Source organism: Sphingobacterium sp. WOUb80, from assembly GCF_050058145.1.
Lineage (GTDB): Bacteria > Bacteroidota > Bacteroidia > Sphingobacteriales > Sphingobacteriaceae > Sphingobacterium.
Genome location: NZ_CP165617.1, coordinates 1,633,423 through 1,653,242, shown reverse-complemented (window position 1 = coordinate 1,653,242; position 19,820 = coordinate 1,633,423). Strand labels below are relative to the sequence as shown.

20 protein-coding genes are annotated in these 19,820 nt (G+C 39.1%); 12 read left to right on the top strand and 8 right to left on the bottom strand.

Annotated elements, in window-relative coordinates; genetic code table 11:
- Window positions 1-3: 3 nt before the first annotated feature.
- From AB1Z56_RS06675 to AB1Z56_RS06665, 3 genes are all read right to left on the bottom strand, one after another.
- Window positions 4-1,281, bottom strand: coding sequence for an adenylosuccinate synthase (locus AB1Z56_RS06675; RefSeq protein ID WP_309359404.1), 1,278 nt, complete (start codon window positions 1,279-1,281; stop codon window positions 4-6).
- A gap of 127 nt (window positions 1,282-1,408) precedes the next feature.
- Window positions 1,409-1,900 (bottom strand): Fur family transcriptional regulator, encoded by a 492-nt coding sequence (locus AB1Z56_RS06670; RefSeq protein ID WP_293899895.1) that lies wholly within the window; start codon window positions 1,898-1,900, stop codon window positions 1,409-1,411.
- 109 nt (window positions 1,901-2,009) lie between these two features.
- Window positions 2,010-4,229: a RelA/SpoT family protein gene (locus AB1Z56_RS06665; protein ID WP_309359406.1), complete on the bottom strand. Its 2,220-nt coding sequence runs from the start codon at window positions 4,227-4,229 to the stop codon at window positions 2,010-2,012.
- Between the two features lie 152 nt (window positions 4,230-4,381).
- On the opposite strand from AB1Z56_RS06665, the gene AB1Z56_RS06660 reads away from it, so the two are divergent.
- The 3 genes from AB1Z56_RS06660 to bshB1 all read left to right on the top strand — a co-directional run bounded on the left by AB1Z56_RS06660 (window position 4,382) and on the right by bshB1 (window position 6,426).
- Window positions 4,382-5,014 (top strand): DUF4294 domain-containing protein, encoded by a 633-nt coding sequence (locus tag AB1Z56_RS06660; protein WP_426791493.1) that lies wholly within the window; start codon window positions 4,382-4,384, stop codon window positions 5,012-5,014.
- A gap of 20 nt (window positions 5,015-5,034) precedes the next feature.
- Window positions 5,035-5,526, top strand: a complete 492-nt coding sequence (locus tag AB1Z56_RS06655) for a glutathione peroxidase (protein WP_426791492.1) — start codon at window positions 5,035-5,037, stop codon at window positions 5,524-5,526.
- Between the two features lie 168 nt (window positions 5,527-5,694).
- Window positions 5,695-6,426: a bacillithiol biosynthesis deacetylase BshB1 gene (gene bshB1 / locus AB1Z56_RS06650; protein WP_426791491.1), complete on the top strand. Its 732-nt coding sequence runs from the start codon at window positions 5,695-5,697 to the stop codon at window positions 6,424-6,426.
- A 137-nt stretch (window positions 6,427-6,563) separates the two neighbouring features.
- Here bshB1 and AB1Z56_RS06645 read toward each other — a convergent pair whose 3' ends face one another.
- Genes AB1Z56_RS06645 through AB1Z56_RS06630 form a run of 4 tightly spaced genes read right to left on the bottom strand, consistent with a single transcriptional unit; the run spans window position 6,564 to window position 10,044 of the window.
- Window positions 6,564-7,373 carry a phosphate ABC transporter ATP-binding protein gene (locus AB1Z56_RS06645; protein ID WP_309359413.1) on the bottom strand — a complete coding sequence of 270 codons (810 nt, stop codon included), beginning with the start codon at window positions 7,371-7,373 and terminating at the stop codon, window positions 6,564-6,566.
- On the bottom strand, window positions 7,331-8,182 hold the full coding sequence (locus AB1Z56_RS06640; RefSeq protein ID WP_309359415.1) for a PstA family ABC transporter permease: 852 nt from the start codon (window positions 8,180-8,182) through the stop codon (window positions 7,331-7,333). The genes AB1Z56_RS06645 and AB1Z56_RS06640 overlap by 43 nt, the downstream gene beginning before the upstream one ends.
- Window positions 8,175-9,071, bottom strand: a complete 897-nt coding sequence (gene pstC / locus AB1Z56_RS06635) for a phosphate ABC transporter permease subunit PstC (RefSeq protein ID WP_426791490.1) — start codon at window positions 9,069-9,071, stop codon at window positions 8,175-8,177. The genes AB1Z56_RS06640 and pstC overlap by 8 nt, the downstream gene beginning before the upstream one ends.
- 1 nt (window position 9,072) lies before the next feature.
- A complete protein-coding gene (locus AB1Z56_RS06630) occupies window positions 9,073-10,044 on the bottom strand; it encodes a PstS family phosphate ABC transporter substrate-binding protein (RefSeq protein WP_426791489.1) in 972 nt (323 codons plus the stop codon).
- Between the two features lie 145 nt (window positions 10,045-10,189).
- Here AB1Z56_RS06630 and AB1Z56_RS06625 point away from each other — a divergent pair, with 145 nt between their 5' ends.
- The 9 genes from AB1Z56_RS06625 to AB1Z56_RS06585 all read left to right on the top strand — a co-directional run bounded on the left by AB1Z56_RS06625 (window position 10,190) and on the right by AB1Z56_RS06585 (window position 19,119).
- On the top strand, window positions 10,190-12,295 hold the full coding sequence (locus AB1Z56_RS06625) for a HEPN domain-containing protein (RefSeq protein ID WP_426791488.1): 2,106 nt from the start codon (window positions 10,190-10,192) through the stop codon (window positions 12,293-12,295).
- 12 nt (window positions 12,296-12,307) lie between these two features.
- A complete protein-coding gene (gene cobA / locus AB1Z56_RS06620; protein WP_426791487.1) occupies window positions 12,308-13,066 on the top strand; it encodes a uroporphyrinogen-III C-methyltransferase in 759 nt (252 codons plus the stop codon).
- A gap of 2 nt (window positions 13,067-13,068) precedes the next feature.
- The gene (locus AB1Z56_RS06615; RefSeq protein WP_309359424.1) at window positions 13,069-13,647 is read left to right on the top strand and encodes a precorrin-2 dehydrogenase/sirohydrochlorin ferrochelatase family protein; all 579 of its coding nucleotides are present in this window, start codon (window positions 13,069-13,071) and stop codon (window positions 13,645-13,647) included.
- Window positions 13,637-14,338: a phosphoadenylyl-sulfate reductase gene (locus tag AB1Z56_RS06610; RefSeq protein ID WP_309359426.1), complete on the top strand. Its 702-nt coding sequence runs from the start codon at window positions 13,637-13,639 to the stop codon at window positions 14,336-14,338. Before AB1Z56_RS06615 ends, AB1Z56_RS06610 begins: the two co-directional genes overlap by 11 nt.
- Window positions 14,339-14,391: 53 nt before the next feature.
- Window positions 14,392-15,282 (top strand): sulfate adenylyltransferase subunit CysD, encoded by an 891-nt coding sequence (gene cysD, locus AB1Z56_RS06605; RefSeq protein ID WP_309359428.1) that lies wholly within the window; start codon window positions 14,392-14,394, stop codon window positions 15,280-15,282.
- 35 nt (window positions 15,283-15,317) lie between these two features.
- Window positions 15,318-16,562: a sulfate adenylyltransferase subunit 1 gene (locus AB1Z56_RS06600; RefSeq protein WP_426791486.1), complete on the top strand. Its 1,245-nt coding sequence runs from the start codon at window positions 15,318-15,320 to the stop codon at window positions 16,560-16,562.
- A gap of 534 nt (window positions 16,563-17,096) precedes the next feature.
- Window positions 17,097-18,428, top strand: a complete 1,332-nt coding sequence (gene gdhA, locus AB1Z56_RS06595) for an NADP-specific glutamate dehydrogenase (RefSeq protein WP_309359432.1) — start codon at window positions 17,097-17,099, stop codon at window positions 18,426-18,428.
- 102 nt (window positions 18,429-18,530) lie between these two features.
- Window positions 18,531-18,776 carry a hypothetical protein gene (locus AB1Z56_RS06590; protein ID WP_153848492.1) on the top strand — a complete coding sequence of 82 codons (246 nt, stop codon included), beginning with the start codon at window positions 18,531-18,533 and terminating at the stop codon, window positions 18,774-18,776.
- A gap of 7 nt (window positions 18,777-18,783) precedes the next feature.
- Window positions 18,784-19,119, top strand: coding sequence for a hypothetical protein (locus tag AB1Z56_RS06585; protein ID WP_293899944.1), 336 nt, complete (start codon window positions 18,784-18,786; stop codon window positions 19,117-19,119).
- A 31-nt stretch (window positions 19,120-19,150) separates the two neighbouring features.
- Here the strand turns inward: AB1Z56_RS06585 and AB1Z56_RS06580 are convergent, their stop codons facing one another.
- Window positions 19,151-19,807, bottom strand: a complete 657-nt coding sequence (locus tag AB1Z56_RS06580) for an MgtC/SapB family protein (protein ID WP_426791485.1) — start codon at window positions 19,805-19,807, stop codon at window positions 19,151-19,153.
- Between the last annotated feature and the right edge of the window lie 13 nt (window positions 19,808-19,820).

Here is a 19,820-nt window from a genome sequence, read left to right as displayed (position 1 = left end):
AGTTTATTTTGATAAAGCTAATGTTTGTTTACGATCAGGACCCACCGATAAGATCGTGATAGGCACTTCGAGAGCTTTCTCTAAATAAGAAATATAATTTTTTAATGCTTCAGGTATTTCTCCTTCCGATGTTATACCTGTCAAATCTTGCTTCCAGCCTTCAATTTCTTCTAAAATAGGCTCCGCTTGGTGTGTGATGATTTCATAAGGCATATAATCAATCACTTCACCATTGTACTTATAGTGTGTACACGCATAAATTTTATCGAAAGTATCCAATACGTCTGCCTTCATCATAATCAGGTCAGTCACACCATTTAGCATAATGGCATATTTCAACGCCGGAATATCAATCCAACCTGTACGACGAGCACGACCAGTAGTCGCTCCAAATTCATGACCTAGTTGACGCAATTTCTCACCCGTTTCATCATGAAGTTCAGTAGGGAAGGGACCACCACCCACACGAGTGGCATATGCCTTAAAGATACCATATACCTTGCCTATTTTATTCGGAGCAATACCAAGGCCGGTACAAGCACCCGCTGTTGTAGTGTTCGATGAAGTAACAAACGGATATGAACCAAAATCAACATCTAAAAGTGTACCTTGTGCACCCTCCGCTAATACGCGCTTGCCTTCTTTGAGATATTGATTAACCAAATGCTCTGAATCCACATGAGGTATAGACTTAATGAATTCGATAGCATCTAAGAATGCTTTCTCTTTTTCACTGAAATCAGGAATTTCCCCATAGTGCGAAAGAATGCTTAGGTGCTTTTCCTTCAATTTTTGGTAACGCTCTTGAAAATCTGGAAGAGTGGTATCACCTACACGTAAACCATTTCTTCCTGTTTTATCCATGTAAGTAGGACCGATACCTTTTAAGGTAGACCCAATTTTTCCTGCTCCCATTTTTGATTCGGAAGCAGCATCCAATAATTGGTGTGTTGGCAGAATAAGGTGTGCTTTACGCGCCAAAACCAAATTGCCTTTACCCACCGGATCAAAACCAGCTGTCTTTAGATTGTCTAATTCTCTTTTTAAGATAATTGGATCAATAACGACGCCATTACCAATAAGATTTAGTGTACCTTCATTGAAGATACCAGATGGAATTGTGTTGAGTACGAATTTCTTGTTATCGAATTCCAACGTGTGTCCGGCGTTAGGGCCGCCTTGGAAACGAGCGATTAAATCGTATTTTGGACAAAATACGTCTACGATTTTACCTTTACCCTCGTCACCCCATTGTAAGCCCAAAAGCACATCAACTTGCATAGCTTTTAAAGTATAGTAATTAAAATGTTATTAATAAAATAGACTCTATCAAAAAATAAAATGTTCAGGAATTTTCCCCCTGAACATTCCTGAACAAATGTACTATTATATTTAAGAAAATATAAGATTAATTTGAAATAGCTTCATGAGCTATGGTTTCTTCCTTTTTGTTTTTAATTTGGCAATCTTGGCATACACCGTACAAATTGAGCGAGTGGTGCTTAATGTCAAATTTTAAAAGATCACCCATCAGACTCTGAATTTGATTGATACGTGGGTCACAGAATTCAACGACCTTATTACATTCAATACAGATCACGTGATCGTGTTGTTTAAAACCATAAGATTTTTCAAATTGCGCCATGTTTCTTCCAAACTGGTGTTTGGTAACCAAGTCACAAGACACCAAGAGTTCTAAGGTATTATAAACTGTAGCACGACTAACACGATACTTCTTGTTCTTCATATGGATATACAAAGACTCGACATCAAAGTGATCGGTTCGGGAATAAATCTCTTCCAAAATCGCATAGCGTTCTGGTGTTTTTCTTAGATTTTTATTTTCTAAGTAGGCTTCGAAGATTTTTTTTACAGTTGCAAAATTTTCAGCTTGATTCATAGTAAAAATATTCTTGTACAAATTTACCAATTAAGATTGATATTTCCTCTATTAAAATAGGACACAGGAGCAGTTGCTCTAGCAGAATCATCAATCCAAACATTGGCTATTAATTTTCCGATTCGTATCGATTGACTCCTGTTATTCCTCTGACTTGCTTTAAATTTTTCATTAAACTTTCAAGTTGTGCAGTATCATTCACATAGACCATAATATTACCGTCAAAAATACCGTCGTTGCTTGAAATGGACAACGACCTAATATTAACAGCGAATTCTTGTGAAATAACAGTTGTAATCTTATTAACTAATCCAACATCATCTATGCCAACAATGTGCAGACCTGTCAAAAATGCAGAATCTTTTGTTGAAGCCCAGCGTGCCTTTAGAATTCTATAGCCATAATTAGCCATCAACTTGGATGCATTTGGACAACTCGTACGGTGGATTTTTATACCATCATTAACAGTTAAAAAGCCAAAAACATCATCACCAGGGATTGGATTGCAGCATGGCGCTAAAGTATAATCGACTTTCTGCATGTCATCTCCAATTAAGATCGTATCGAATTCCTTCTTATTGATCTTTTCGACGAGACCACTAATATGAGTATTGAATTGATTTCCAGATGAAGAGCTTGTATTAATTTCAACCGCTTTTTCATGCGCCACATACTCCCTTAACTGTCTGATGTCAACAACTCCCTTAGCAACATTATAGAAAAGATCCTGTGAACTTGGGTACTTCAGAAAATTGGCAATTTTATTGATATTATCCGTATTATACGTGACTTTAAGAGACTTCAGCTTCCGCTCCAAAATCTCTTTTCCATCCTCCGCAACTCTTCGTTTTTCCTCTTTTAAAGAAGATCTAATTTTAGATTTGGCTTTTGCCGTCACCACAAAATTTAACCAATCTTCTTTAGGCGACTGTTTGCTCGAAGTAATAATCTCTACCTGATCTCCATTTTGTAAAATATGACTCAAAGGGACAAGCTTGTGATTTACTTTAGCCCCAATACAGCTTGCGCCAATATCAGAGTGTATTTCAAATGCAAAATCTAAGGCGGTTGCACTATTTGGCAACTGAATCAAAGTTCCCTTCGGGGTGAATATAAAAATCTCATCGGAGAAGAGATTCATTTTAAAATCATCCACAAAATCCATTGCGTTCTGGTCCGGACTGCTCAATACATCACGTATTTTCTTGATCCACTGATCCAGACCTGAATCCGAATTTGATTCTTTGTACTTCCAATGCGCCGCAAAACCTTTTTCAGCAATCTCATTCATACGTTTGGTCCGAATCTGAACTTCTACCCATTGTCCTTTTGGCCCCATTACTGTCGTATGCAATGATTCATAGCCATTTCCTTTAGGAGAGGAGATCCAATCCCGCAAACGGTCTGGGTTAGGACGATACAGATCTGTCACAATAGAATAGACTTTCCAGCATTCTGTCTTTTCCTTTTCATCAACAGCGTCTATGACGATACGAATTGCAAAAAGATCATAAACTTCCTCAAAAGGAATAGACTTCTTCCGCATCTTATTCCAAATAGAATGGATAGATTTTGGCCGTCCAAATACAGAGGCCATAATACCTTGTTCCTCCAAAATCTCTTTAATAGGACCTATAAAATCACCAATAAACCGCTCACGCTCCGCTTTCTTCTCATTCAGTTTTCGCGCGATGAATTTATAAGTATCCGGATCGGTGTATTTCATCGAAAGATCTTCCAATTCGGATTTAATGGCATAAAGTCCCAGGCGATGCGCTAAAGGCGCATACAGATAACTCGTTTCGGAGGCGATCTTTAGCTGCTTGTCTCTCGCCATGAATTCCATGGTACGCATATTATGCAGCCTATCAGCCAATTTGATTAGAATTACACGAACGTCATCGGCAAGTGTGAGCAGCATTTTTCTAAAGTTCTCAGCCTGCATGGAACTATTGGGGTCAAAAATCCCCGAAATCTTGGTAAGCCCATCGATGATACGGCGAACTTTTTTACCAAACATTTCTTCAATTTCATCCAGCGTAACATTGGTATCTTCAACTACATCATGGAGTAAGGCACACACAATTGACGTTGTTCCTAAACCAATTTCTTCGGCAGCAATCTGGGCAACAGCAATCGGGTGATAGATATAAGGCTCCCCTGATTTACGACGCATCTCTTTATGACTATCCAGCGCTAAATCAAATGCCTTTCGAATCTCTTGCTTGTCTCCACGTTGTAAAGTAGGTTTACAAGCGCGTAACAATGCACGGTAACGTTTCCTTATCTCTTTGTTTTCTGCTTCAATATCAATCACATAATCTTTCATAAACGTTGCAGGTAAATGATGTTTTTTGAGTAAATTTGTGTAATTTAGTTAATGTATTCTTGAATACTATTTTCAAGCTAACTTATTTTGTAATAAATCTACCAAAATATTATAGCATTGACAAATTAAAAAAGCGTTATATAATTGCCCAGATGAAGACAATATTATTTTGTTTGCTTTTTCTCACAGAGACTTTGTCCAGTTGGGCGCAGTCTCAATCGCTCACGCTCCCTTTGTATGGAGAAGGCGCGCAGGAGACTGTAAACAGTTATATGACAACAACCCTGCAAAGCGGAGAGATTTTACCATGGTTTCCCATTCCTGAAGTCATTGTTGTAGCTAAACGGACCTGGTCGAGCGAAGAAGCACGAAGAGAGTATCTCCGCTTTAGAAGAAATGTCCTCAAGGTTCTACCTTATGCAATATACGCACAAAAAAGATATGACCAGCTTGATCGGGATCTCGCTTTGACCTCAGACAAAAAAGAACACAAAGCGTTAGTTGAGAAATGTGAAAGCGATGTAAAACAGATGTTTGATCGCGAGATCAAAAATATGACCATTTCACAAGGTAAAATACTCATCAAATTAATCGATCGTTATACAGGGCATACAGGCTACGAAATGGTCAAAGAGATGAAAGGCGGGATTTCTGCTTTTTTCTACCAAGGTGTCGCGAAAATATTCGGACACAATCTAAAGTCAACCTATGACCCAAAAGAAGACTTTGCCATTGAAAATATCATTCGGGAATTTGAGAAGTCGAGACCTCAACCCGTCATGTAGCCAACTAAAACATAAAATAGATGAAAACAATATACGACTTTGATGCGCTTCAGTTTAACGGCAAAAAAAAATCCCTCGCTGATTTTGAAGGAAAAGTTTTATTAATCGTCAATACTGCCAGTCAATGCCTTTTTACGGGACAGTTTAAGTCGCTCGAAAAACTCTATCAAAAATACAAGGACAAAGGATTCGAAATTTTAGCTTTCCCGGCCAACAATTTCCGGAATCAGGAACCATTAACAGGCAGCACATTAGAAACATTCTGCCGGATCAACCAACAAGTGAGTTTTCCTATTTTCAAACGCAGTCATGTTATTGGCGAATATACAACCCCTCTTTATAGCTTTCTTTCAAACAAAGAGAAAAATGGGCACATCAACAGTAAGCCGTCCTGGAATTTCCACAAATACCTGATAAACAAAAAAGGTGAGGTGATTGATTTCTATTATCCGATTACTTCGCCATTATCAAGTAAAATTTGTCGCAATATTGAGCGTCTATTAGAAGAGTAAACCATAAACTACTTACCTTTGCCGCGGCTCCGCAGCGCAAACATCAGTTCGTACATCGAATTGCTGACCATGTCATTTCGAAATAGCAACATTACAACACCCGCCTATTTCATAAAGATAAAGGAAGACAATTTGCCCAAAAAGCGGAGGACCAATAAAAAATATTATATGTTAAAATTAGATCTATTAATCATTGCTGTACATCCTGACGACGCTGAATTAGGTGCTGGAGGAGTAATGGCAAAATACGTTGCTGAAGGAAAAAAAGTAGGAATTGTTGATTTGACGCAAGGTGAACTAGGCACCCGCGGCACAGCCGAAACCAGAGCACAGGAAGCAAAGGATGCTGCTGAGATTCTAGGCTTAGCTGCAAGAGAAAACCTCGGCTTAAGAGATGGTTTTTTTGAAAATGCAGAAAAAGAGAAAATGGCAGTGATACGTGCTATCCGCAAGTATCAACCAGAAATTGTGATCACAAACGCCATTACTGACCGCCATCCAGACCACGGAAGAGCCGGACAAATGGTCAATGAGGCCTGCTTTCTTTCAGGCTTGAGAAAAGTGGAAACATTTGACCAAAACAATCTTCCTCAAGAGGCCTACCGTCCTCGATTAGTGCTACAATTTATACAGGACTATTATATCAAACCAGATGTTGTTATTGACATAACAGATTATTACCACATCAAAGAAAAATCTGTTTTAGCGTATAAAACCCAATTTTACACTGGAGAAAATGTAAATCCCGATGAACCGCAAACTTATATCTCCAATCCCGATTTCATGGAATCTACCGCGGCTAGAGCGCGTGAATTTGGACGTTACATACAGACAAAATATGCTGAAGGATTTACATCAAAGAAAATAATTGGAGTAGATGATTTATTCTATTTAAAGTAAAAACGATTCGGAAATATTCACCCATAAAATTAGGCTATAACTATATTTATAACTCTACTTAGTTATAAATATAGTTATAGCCTAAATCAAGATTGCATTCTGCAATCTTTTGACCAACGAATAAGTAGCTTCCTTGCTTAGGATATAAATCCTTTTACATACTGTTTAGTAATTTCATTTTGTGGGTTTAACAGAACCTGCTCCGTTGGACCAAACTCAAGTATTTCCCCGCCATAAACAAAAAGAATATAGTCGGACACCCGTCTTGCCTGCCGCAATATATGTGTCACCAAAACGATGGTGTAATCTTTTTTTAATTCAATCAATAGCTCCTCAATTTTGGCTGTAGACAAAGGGTCCAAAGCCGATGTCGATTCATCGCCAAGTATAATCTCTGGCTCTACAGCCAAGCCTCTAGCCAGGCAAAGTCTTTGCTGCTGGCCTATAGACAAACCGCTGGCAGAATGTCCTAGACGATCTTTGACCTCATCCCACAACGCTACATTTCGCAGCTGTTTTTCGACAATCTTATCTAGCTCTTTCTTGCTTCGAGTACCGTGTATACGTGGGCCATAGGCTACATTATCATAAATAGACATGGGTAGTGGATACGGTTTCTGCGATAAAAGCCCCATTTTCTTACGGATGTGTGTCACCTCAGCATTCTTGCCATAAATATCCTCACCATTCACTAGCACTGATCCTGTTATCTCAACACCTTTGGTATCGTCCACCAAGCGGTTGAGTGTTTTTAAAAGCGTTGTCTTTCCGCAACCCGACGGACCAATAATAGAAGTTACGCTATTATTGGGCAAAGCGAGGTTGATATTTTTGAGTATATGCCGTCCATCGATATAAACGTTAAGATCCTTAATTTCGATATGCGGATCAGTTAACGGATTAATTATCGACGATTCTTTTGTTTCGATTGAAGGATATGTGTGCATACTACAATAATTAAAATAATGATTGTTAAAACTAAAGCGGAAGCGTAGGCACGCCCCTGAACTTCAGGAATAGGGCTACTTAACTGAAAAAATATGGCCAAAGGCAGTGTTGCCGCTGGTTCATCGATATATTTTGGAAGATTATCACTAAAACCTGTTGTCAATAAGACACCAGCCACGTCGCCAATGGCTCGGCCAAAAGCGAGTAAAATAGCAGTGAGTAGACCGGTACGTACACTTCTTAACATCACCTTGGCCAGCTCCCAGCGTGTAGTCCCAAGCGAAAGCGTTACATTCTTTAGATCTTCGGGAATTGTTTTGATCAGTTCATCTACAGTCCGCACCACAATGGGAACAGTAAGCAAGGTTACTGTGATAATTCCTCCCAATAAGGAGGCACGAATGCCCAGATACACCATGATTCCAAAGCCAACAGCGCCATAAACAATAGAAGGGACACCGTACAGCACGTCGAAAAGAAGTTTTGAGAATTGTGTAACCCTGGATTTTGCTCCCAAATACACATTAAGATAAAGGGAAATGGGTATCCCGATGAAAGCGGAAAGCGCCGTTGCTACGCCAGCCAGATATAACGAACCGAGTATAGCATTCAAAATACCACCTTCCTTACCGATGTAAAATCCCCCCTTAGGCAGCTGGCTGACCATCTCCCAGCTGAGGTAGGGAAGACCCTTATACAATATAGTTCCAACAATGAAAAAAAGGGAGGCAGTTACGGTGACCCCAGAGAGATGCATAAAACCTTTAGCTACTTTTTCATTCAGTAAGCGTCTTTTTGTATTATCCATGCTGATCTCCTTCCAGTCGTCTCAATATCAGACGAGATATTAAATTAAAAACAAATATGATGACAAACAGCAATAACGCCGAAAACATCAAAGCGGATTCATAAAGTGGAATTGACATCATTTCTCCAAAATTATTCGCAATCAAGGCCGGAATAGGATACCCAGCATCAAATATTGAGGTGGGTACTTTTGCAACATTTCCACAAACCATCAACACGGCTATTGTTTCTCCAAATGCCCTAGACGTCGACAAGACAATAGCAGCAACAATCCCTGGCCGTGCTTTTTTCAAAATGATATGCTTAATAGTATCCCACTTTGTTGCACCCAATGATAACGAAGCCGCTTTGAGCTCATAAGGTATTGTTTGAAGCACTTCAACCATAATAGAAATCATGATTGGGAAGATCATCACAGCAAGTACAATACCACCAGCAAGAACCGAATACCCAGAGGTTACAACACCAAAAATAGGCGCAATGTACAGCTGAATTAATGGGACTATGAACAATACCCCCCAAACACCATAGAGCACCGGTGGTATAGCAGCCAAAATATTAACCAAAGGAAGCATCATATTTTTTAAGGCATCGGAAGCATATTCAGTCAGATAAACGGCCGTTAATACACATAGTGGAATTGCAATGACAAGTGAAATCAAAGTGACCGCTAGCGTCCCTGCTATAAAAGGTAAAAAACCAAATGAGCCTTTCATCGGCGACCATACTTTATCAGTCAGCAATTGAAAGATATTGCTATATTCAAATAGTGGAATTGACTTGATGGTTAGACCGACCGCGATGATCACCACTACAGAGAGAGAGATCAGCAGCAGGAGCAAAGTGGATCGCTTCACCAGCGCATCTTTAACGAGACGGGTATTTAGCATGCTATAACTTATTAAGTTCTTCTTTTATCAATGTTTCATTTAACGGCACATAACCGTTTTCAAGAAGCTGTGATTGTGCCTGCTTTTGAAGCACAAATGAAATAAACTCCTTCAATAGAAGTGATTCTGTCTTATGGCGCGTCACAAAGGTCAGCTCTCTGGAGGGTGGAGCAGGATACCGACCCGCTGCAACTGCCGCCGTTAATTCAGATAAGGTGTGGTAAAACCGTTCCTCATTTTCAATCTGGCCATTTTTATTCAGATCTAATGGAACCACATCAATACGATCAAATACCTTATTTGTCTTTAGATTATAGACGTAATTAATATTATTGAAGCCAATACCATGAATATCATCCTTAATTGCCTGCGCTATCCCAGGATCACCAAAAATTCCAATACCCTGCAAATCTTCCTGCTTATGACCAAAAAATTTAGCCCAGGTCTCCGCTGCTCCGGCTGCATCAGAACGAACATATACATTGATCGGGTCAGCTGTAAATCGAGGATCAATTTGTTTCCAGGTTTTGAATTTTCGACTGATAAAAATATCGGACAATTCTTCACGGCTTAGACCACGTTTCAAAATCGCCTGATAGTTTGGGTTACCCGGATTGATTGTACAGATCACAGCATCCTTTGCAACAACAATCGGAACAGCCCCTTTTTTTACTTCCTGTTCATGAAGATCCCTCGAAACCATCCCAATATCGACCATCCCCGTAAGTACATCGGCAATTCCTTTACCCGCACCACCAGCTGATATATTGAACCGAACGTGGGGATGTATTTTTTTGAAGTCTTCACTCCATACAACTGCTAGAGGATAAAGTGCAAATGCTCCAGACAAAGAAATATTACCTTCAAAACCACGTTCTTTACTGTAGCCATTCTTAACTTTAGGCGCACACGAAATTATCTCAAATACGATTATAAAGCTTAAAATCAAGACTATAAAACACTTTCTCATCATTACACCTATTAGTCTACAGGTTTTGTATATTAAATTTTACAAGGCAAATATATATTAATTTGGTAGATATTATAGAATATTAAAAAAATATTTTTACATTTGACCTCGAGAAAAGAATACTAAATCAATAGATTTTATTTGTTTTATGCAAAGTTTCCGCACAGAATTAGAAAACCCAATCGTGGAAAGGGAAATTATCGAACTTGAAAAAAAGATTCGATTATTCCATGAAGGCAAGATCGCCGACGAGAAATTTAGGTCGTTGCGCTTAGCCAGGGGAGTATATGGACAAAGACAACCTGGAGTTCAGATGGTTCGTATAAAGCTTCCATTTGGAAAGGTTACGTTTAAGCAATTGATTAAAATTGCTGCGATATCGGATGAATATGCAAGCCGTAATCTACATCTTACAACACGTCAAGATATACAGATCCATTATGTTAGCTTGGACCGTACACCAGAACTTTGGTCCAAATTGGCCGAAGATGACATCACATTACGTGAGGCCTGTGGCAACACTGTGCGCAACGTGACAGCATCACCAACTTCTGGTATTGATCCCAAGGAACCGTTTGATGTATCTCCATACGCACAAGCTACATTTGAATATTTCCTACGTAATCCAGTCTGTGCAGAAATGGGCAGAAAATTCAAAATGTCTTTCTCTGCCAGTGATGATGATACAGCGTTCTCATATATTCACGACCTGGGCTTTATTCCTAAATTGAAACTAGTTGATGGCGTCGAAACTCGTGGCTTCAAAGTCCTGCTGGGAGGAGGTTTGGGATCTCAGCCTTTCTTGGCGTCCGTTACGAGTGAGTTTTTACACGAAGATGAGCTTATCCCTTATATAGAAGCTACACTCCGTGTATTTGACCGCTATGGAGAACGAAATAACAGAAACAAGGCACGCTTCAAATACCTTATCCAAAAATTAGGCTTAGAAGAGGTTTTGAGTTTAATTGAATCCGAAAAAATTGCCACGAAAGTAAAGATTTTCCCCATTGATCGAAGCAAAATCGAACAACCTTTAGCCCCAGATGATAGCGAGGTACCAAGTATTGATCTGGATAGTGACCTAAACTATCAAGTTTGGAAAAGCACCAATACTTTTGCACAGAAACAAGAAGGATATTACGGAGTTTATGTAAGAGTGTCCACAGGTGATATCGGTACTGACAAGGCACGCGCATTGGTAACAGGGCTAAAAAACCTAGTCGCTGACGACATTCGCATTACGCAAAATCAAAGCCTGCTATTGAAATATGCGACAGAAAAATCTCTGCCACATATTTATCAGCTGCTGAAATCACTGGATCTTGCACAAGTAGGCTTTGACAGTACAGCAGATGTAACAACCTGTCCTGGCACAGACACCTGTAATCTAGGTATTTCAAATAGCACGGAAATGGCTCGTGTTATTGAGTCTTACATAGCCGAATTCCATCAGGATTTCGTGTTTAATAGAGATCTGAAAATTAAAATCTCTGGCTGCATGAATTCTTGTGGTCAGCACGGTTTAGCACATATCGGTTTTCACGGCAGTTCTGTCAAAGCAGAAGGCAAAGTTGTACCTGCAGCACAAGTTATGCTGGGAGGTGGAACTATAGGAAATGGCGAAGGCCGTGTTGCCGAACGCATTATCAAAGTTCCAACAAAAAGAGTTTTGCATGTCGTTGAATGGGTACTGAACGATTATAAGAAAAATGCGGAAGAGAATGAAAATTTTCATGCTTACTATGATAGACAAGGAAAGAATTACTTCTACAATCTTTTAAAACCACTTTCGGATCTGACCAATCTTGCTGAGGACGAGTTTGTGGACTGGGGGCATGAAGGAACATTTCAGACAGCTATTGGCGTGGGAGAATGTGCGGGAGTCGTGATTGACTTGGTCGCAACCTTAATTTATGAGGCGGAAGAAAAATTGCAATGGGCAAATGAGACATTCCAGGAATCTAAATTCTCCGATGCTATCTATCACGCATATAATACCTTTGTACAAGCAGCAAAAGCATTATTATTAGATAAGGGAGTTAGCGCAAGTACACAAAATACGGTCATCAATGAATTCCAAGCGCATTTTGTGGAAACAGGTGAATATAGTTTTGATCAGGCCTTTCCGGAACTAGTCTTACAGATCAGCAAAAATGAACCAAACGAGCACTTTGCAGCTACCTATATTCAGGAAGCAACAAAGTTTATCAATACGGTTTATCAACGTAAAAATTTAAAACCAGTATTGGTATAGGGAGGGAATAGTATGTCAATAAAAGCGAAAGTAACCTTAGTTGGAGCAGGACCGGGAGATCCTGAACTGATCAGCCTTAAAGGGATAAAAGCGATAGAAAAAGCGGACGTTATTTTATATGACGCGCTCGTAAATGAAGAATTGCTGGATTATGCAGCGCCTGATTGCATCAAGATATATGTTGGAAAACGCGCCGAACAGCTCTCAACTTCCCAGGACGAAATCAATCGTCTACTGGTGGATTATGCACTAAATTACGGGCAGGTTGTCCGTCTAAAAGGTGGTGATCCATTTGTCTTTGGCCGCGGCGGAGAAGAAATTGATTATGTACATCAATATGGTATAGAAACAAGTGTTGTGCCAGGTATTTCCTCTGCTATTGGACTGACTGGATTGCAGCAGCTACCATTAACTTATCGCGGTATCAGTGAAAGTTTTTGGGTGATTACGGGCTCCAGATCGGACGGTTCGCTATCCACAGACCTTTATTTAGCCGCTGAGTCTAAAGCTACCGTTGTTGTACTGATGGGCTATGGAAAGTTGGCTGAAATCGTAAACATTTATCGCGAAAGAAACCTGCACAGCTTACCAATTGCTTTAATTCAAAATGGTTCTTTACCGAATGAAAAAGTCGTTTTCGGCACCATAGACAGTATTTTGGATGAATCTACGGAGAAAAGAGTAGGGGTACCCGCAATTATTGTAATCGGTGAAGTGGTGGCAAAACATCGCTCATTTCAAGAAATTAAAGAAAAAGCTCTAGCCTTATAGCCATGAACCAGCTATTTCCCATATTCGTCAAACTGAATCAGATTCACACCTTGCTCGTTGGAGGAGGGAACGTTGCATTGGAAAAATTCCAGGCACTCGTTTCCAATGACAATGCATTGAATTTAACAATCGTAGCGAAGGAAATCAATCCTGCATTTGAAGAGCTTCTAAAAGAATACCCTCAGGTCAAGCTGTATGTCCGTCCATTTGAGTCGAACGATATTATCGATAAACAGCTGGTCATTGCAGCAACAAACAATACTCAGCTCAACGATCAGTTACGTAGTATAACATCACAAGGAAACATACTGTTTAATGCGGCGGACAAACCGGATTTGTGTGACTTCTACTTAGGATCAATTGTTAAGAAAGGTGATCTGAAAATAGCCATTTCAACAAACGGAAAATCCCCAACAATTGCCAAACGTGTAAAAGAATTATTGAATGACCTTTTACCAGAAGAAATTGACGAAACTTTGTCACTGATGAGTGCCTATCGAGAGCAGCTCAAAGGCGATTTCGAGTTTAAAGTAAAGAAGTTGAACGAGCATACCAAAAATATATTACGTTATGAACGTTAAAGAAATCAAAGAAATTATTGGCACCAAAAAAGGAGTGGAGCTCTTACAAGCAATAGCTGCAACATTTCCAAATGAAGTCGTTTTTTCAACATCTTTCGGTATTGAGGACCAGATCATTACAGAATGGATCGGTAAAAATAATATTGATATCGAAATATTCACACTGGACACGGGACGATTATTCAAGGAAACCTATTCTTTGTGGAGCCGTACCTTGGAGCGCTATCAACTGCAAATTAAGACCTACACGCCAGACACACGCCTCTTAGAAGAATTCATCAGCAGAAAAGGCCCCAATTCATTCTATGAATCGGTAGACAATCGTAAGGAATGCTGCAGAATAAGAAAAATAGAACCATTGCAGCGCGCAGTCAAAGGGAAGAAAATTTGGGTAACCGGGATCAGATCTGATCAATCCGTGAATCGGCACGATATGGATTTTATCGAATATGATGAAGTTAATCAGATCATTAAAATCCATCCTTTATTTGACTGGACCTTTGACGAGGTGAAAAAATATTGCAAGGAACAATACATTCCTTATAATGTCCTGCACGACAAAGGTTTTCCGAGTATCGGCTGCCAGCCTTGCACCAGAGCGATACAGGAAGGTGAAGATTTCCGTGCTGGCAGATGGTGGTGGGAAGATCAAAGTAAAAAAGAATGTGGTTTACACGCTGTTAAATCTTAAAATAACCAAGCATAAACTCAAATTCATTAAATCAAATTTTATTATTTCAGAAAATGGACTATTTAGATCATTTAGAAGCGGAAGCAATATATATATTAAGGGAGGTCGCTGGGCAATTTGAGAAACCTGCGTTACTATTCTCTGGTGGCAAGGATTCTATCACACTTGTTCATCTCGCAAAAAAAGCATTTAGACCTGGAAAATTTCCATTTCCATTAGTGCACATTGATACGGGCCACAATTTCCCCGAAACAATTGTTTTCAGGGATTCACTGATTGAAGAAATTGGGGAAAAACTGATTGTAGGTTATGTGCAGGAAAGTATCGACCAAGGCAAAGTGGTGGAGCAAAAGGGAAAAAATGCAAGTCGAAATGCTTTACAAACAGTCACCTTATTAGATACAATTTCGAAACATGGCTTCGACGCCTGTATTGGAGGTGCACGCAGAGATGAAGAAAAAGCCCGTGCGAAGGAGCGGATCTTCTCCGTGCGAGATGAATTCGGCCAATGGGATCCCAAACGCCAAAGACCTGAATTGTGGAGCATATTCAATGGTAAAATAAACAAGGGTGAGAATGTACGGGTATTTCCTATTTCAAACTGGACAGAATTGGATGTCTGGAATTATATAAAACGTGAGCAGATTGCGTTGCCATCTATATATTTTAGCCACGAACGGGAAGTTATCACACGCAATGGACAATTAATGGCAGCTGCACCGTTTCTGAATATCGATGCTGACGATGTAATTGAACGCAAATCAGTACGTTTTAGAACTGTCGGAGACATGACATGTACAGCAGCCGTGGATTCAACGGCTACAGAACTTGATGATATCATAGCAGAAATAAAAGCGTCAACTGTAAGTGAACGTGGAGCCAGAATGGACGACAAAGTGTCGGAAGCAGCTATGGAAGAACGTAAAAAACAAGGATACTTTTAACCCACATTTCAAATTAACACCTGATATTGACAACAATGAATATATTGAAATTTATAACCGCCGGTTCCGTGGACGATGGTAAGAGTACCTTAATAGGCCGCTTGCTTTACGATACCAACTCCATTTTGGATGATCAATTGGAAGCCATACAGCGTGCTAACCGGAAAAACGATGATGGAACGGTAGACTTGGCCATATTGACTGATGGTCTTAAGGCTGAACGAGAACAAGGGATCACTATAGATGTTGCCTACAAATACTTCCAGACTGATCATAGAAAATATATTATAGCTGATGCCCCAGGGCATATCCAATACACAAGAAACATGGTGACCGGTGCCTCCAATTCGGACCTGATTATCATCCTGGTTGACGCTAGAAAAGGCGTAATAGAGCAAACAAAACGGCACTCCTTCATCGCTAAACTACTAGCTATGAAGCAGATTTTGGTTTGCATCAACAAAATGGATATGGTCGATTACAGCGCCACGGTATTCGAACACATCAAAAGCGATTACTTAACACTGGCTAGCAATCTAGGACTCAAAGATGTTGATTTCATACCCGTTTCCGCTCTAAAAGGTGATAATATCGTCCATAAATCGGATCGTATGCTATGGTATACAGGCGAGTCTTTATTAGATTACCTAGAAAATGTAGAAATACATGAACAGGAAACAGCCAACTGGAGATTTCCAGTCCAATGGGTTGTAAGACCGCAAACAGATGATTTACACGATTATAGAGGATATGCAGGTCGCGTATTAGGAGAGGGGTTAACAGTGGGAGATCCTGTAATTGTTTATCCAGCTGAGACTTTCAGCACAGTAAAAGCTATAGAATTGAACGGACTGCAGCTTCAAAGGGCTGAAAGTGGACAATCTGTCATTATCCATCTCAGCGATGATGTCGACATTAGCCGTGGAGACACGATTGCCAGCGTGGAAAATCCACCGAAATTCGAACGTAATATCCAAGCAAATTTGTGCTGGTTCGATAACAAACCTTTGGATACGGATCAAATTTACCTCGTTCAAAGTCACAGCAAATTAACGAAAGTTAAAATTGTTGATGTGCTTTACAAATTTGATATCAATACGCAGGAAAAAGTTTATAATGAGGAGATCAAGCTTAATGATATTGGCCGCATAGCAATTAAATCTGCTGAAAATCTTGTATTTGATCTACAAAATGAAAATGCAGAAAATTCGCAAGCCATTGTTATTGACCCACGGACAAATCTAACTGTTGGTGCTTTAATGATTCAGGCAGTCGACTAATATTTTTTTAAACGTAAATATTCAACCTAAATATTTTTAAAGGAACTCAGACATTGTCTGAGTTCCTTTTTTTACGAAATATAGCTAACATTATCGCAGAATCTACTTTTAAAGAGCTGAACTGATAGCGAGCAACGGTACAAGGAGGTATACTTTCATACTTTCTATTTAACATAATATAAATTATATATACAATATGCAAAGTAATATTTAGCAGTTTAATCAACAGTACTTTATTAAATAATCATCAAAAAGCATTCATGATTAAATTATTTTCAATCGTACAGCATATTTATCAATATTTTATTAAAAAAGACAATAATTCGATGATTAATACTTTCAATCGAATAAAACGCAGATATTCCGTTATTATACAAAACTTTATACAACAAACACGTTATTTTAAACGACTTACGTAATATCTGAAATTTCATCAAAACAGAATAATATTTGTAAATAATTAACGATTATTGGTTTTTTGTTAAAAAATATATAAATTAGTGCCAGCCAAAGGGAAATTTTACTAATTAAAACATGTCAAAAAACTTTAACGAGTTCATTTCAATCGTTGAGAAACGTAATCCAAATGAACCAGAATTCTTACAAGCTGTAAAAGAAGTTACTGAGGATTTATTTCCTTATATCACTGAAAACCATCCTGAATTTTTTGACCAAAAAATTCTTGAAAGACTTACTGAACCTGAGCGTATTATATCTTTCCGTGTAACCTGGTTAGATGATAACCATCAAGTACAAGTTAATCGTGGATATCGTGTTCAGATGAATAGTTCAATCGGTCCATACAAAGGCGGTCTACGCTTCGCTCCTTCCGTTAATCAAAGCATCTTAAAATTCCTCGCTTTTGAGCAGGTATTTAAAAATAGCTTAACTGGATTACCGATTGGCGGTGGAAAAGGTGGTTCTGATTTCGATCCTAAAGGTAAATCAGACAATGAAATTATGCGTTTTTGTCAAAGTTTCATGACTGAACTGTACCGTCATATTGGCGCAGATACAGATGTTCCTGCCGGTGATATCGGTGTTGGCGGCCGTGAAATTGGCTTCTTATTTGGACAATTTAAACGTCTTCAAAACAACTTTACTGGAGTTCTTACAGGTAAAGGTGAACTGTGGGGCGGCTCATACATCCGTCCAGAAGCGACTGGTTATGGCTTATTATATTTCGTCGACTGTATATTCAGACATCAGGGAAAATCATTACAGGGTAAAGTTGCTACCGTATCAGGAGCTGGCAATGTAGCTTTTTTCGCTGTAGAGAAAGCGCTGCAACTGGGTGCTAAAGTAATCACGGTATCAAACAGCTTAGGAACATTATATGATCCTGACGGTTTTGATGCTGAAAAAATGGCCTTTGGTGCAACATTAGGAAGAAATTTGGATCAATATCCGGCTCGCTACCCTAATGCCCAATTTTTAGCTGGTCAGAAACCTTGGCAATTTAAATGTGATATCGCATTGCCTTGTGCAACACAAAATGAACTGGATGAATCCGATGCAAAAGCACTTATAGCAAATGGTTGTATCTGTGTTGCTGAAGGTGCTAACATGCCTTCCACGGCCGAAGCAATTAAAATTTTCTTGGATGCAAAAATTAGTTTTGCGCCAGGTAAAGCTGCTAATGCTGGAGGAGTCGCTGTTAGTGGTCTGGAAATGTCTCAAAATTCAATCCGCACACAATGGTGTACAGAAGAAGTTGACAATCGCTTAAAATCCATTATGGAGAGTATACACGAAACTTGCTTGAAATATGGCCAAGACAGCGGATTTGTAAATTATTTAAAAGGTGCCAATATTGGTGGTTTTATTAAAGTCGCCAATGCTATGAAAGCACAAGGTATCGTATAATTAAGCCTTTTTCTAATCATATCATAATCCTGAGCGCTCAAATGCATTGCATTTGGGCGTTTTTTTATACTTTTATACTAAATTTAAAAACAAGGACTTTACATGAGATTAATAGCTGAACTTCCTCATCCTGATTGCAAGATTTCAATTTTTGGCATGAACCAAAAATTCATTATTAAGTTTGAACAAGGCAATTTAGAACAATCCTATAAAATTGCGGAAATGGATATTATTGGTGGTGTAAATGGCGTATTCGATTTGCTTGATGAGGAATTTCTAAAAAGTGTAATCGATCAATTCGCATCGATGCGCCAATCTTTTAACAGTGCTTACAGTAGATACGAATAACGGATTTATGTTAAACTATATATATTTTGCTGCATTTTGGGCATGTCAGATTATTTCCTCTATCCTATTCAAACTTGGAGGAATACATCCAAAGTATAAATGGACAGCATTGATTATTGGAAATATTATTCTGCTATCTGCAAGCTGGTTCCTTGTACAGTTATTTAAAAATGTTTCTCAGCCTATTGTCATCGCCTTATGCTCGGGCGGCACATTTCTAACCGTTCAGCTGGCCATGGCACTGTATTTTAAAAGTCCATTAAGCTGGCAGCAAGTCTTGGGCATGTTTGTCATTATTTCAGGCATGATTTTGATTACTTTTGGAGGAAAAGAAACGACGTAAACATGTATGAGGCAATCTTTATAGATGAGTTTTATTTGTTGTAGTAAAACTCATCTATAACTTGGGAACCGGCCAATTGCTGATTAAAACGATCCAGATCATTCATTTTGCCCGAGATATCATACATTACTTCTAACTTCCCACCGATTTTTTCTATGACACGCCTTGTCGCTTTAATCTTAAAATCGAGTGCTAATTGTTCAAATTCATGCAAATGATAGAATTCATTGGAGCTGAATTTAATATGAAGAGAACGGATCAGGTAATAACGCGCTAAAAGGATCTCTATCCGTTGAAAAAGCGCAAGTATAACGACCATAAACGCTGCAAAAGAGATCGCATATACAAGCTGCCCCAAACCTGCAAACATTCCAATTCCAGCTGTGGCCCAAATAACTGCAGCAGTAGTGAGGCCACTGACCGATAATTTACCTTTAAATATGACTCCAGCACCAATAAAACCGATACCAGTTACAATATTGGCTGCAACACGGTCTGTACTGTTGCCTATAAACAAACAGGAAACAATGGTAAACATCGCTGAGCCAAAACAAATAAGCACCACCGTTCGAAATCCAGCCGATTTGTTCCTGTACTCCCGTTCAAAACCAATTAAACTGCCGCACAAAATTGAAGTAAGGGCATTTAATAAGGGTTCACTGCTCAAAAAATCAATAATACTTTCCATAAGAAACTTTTGC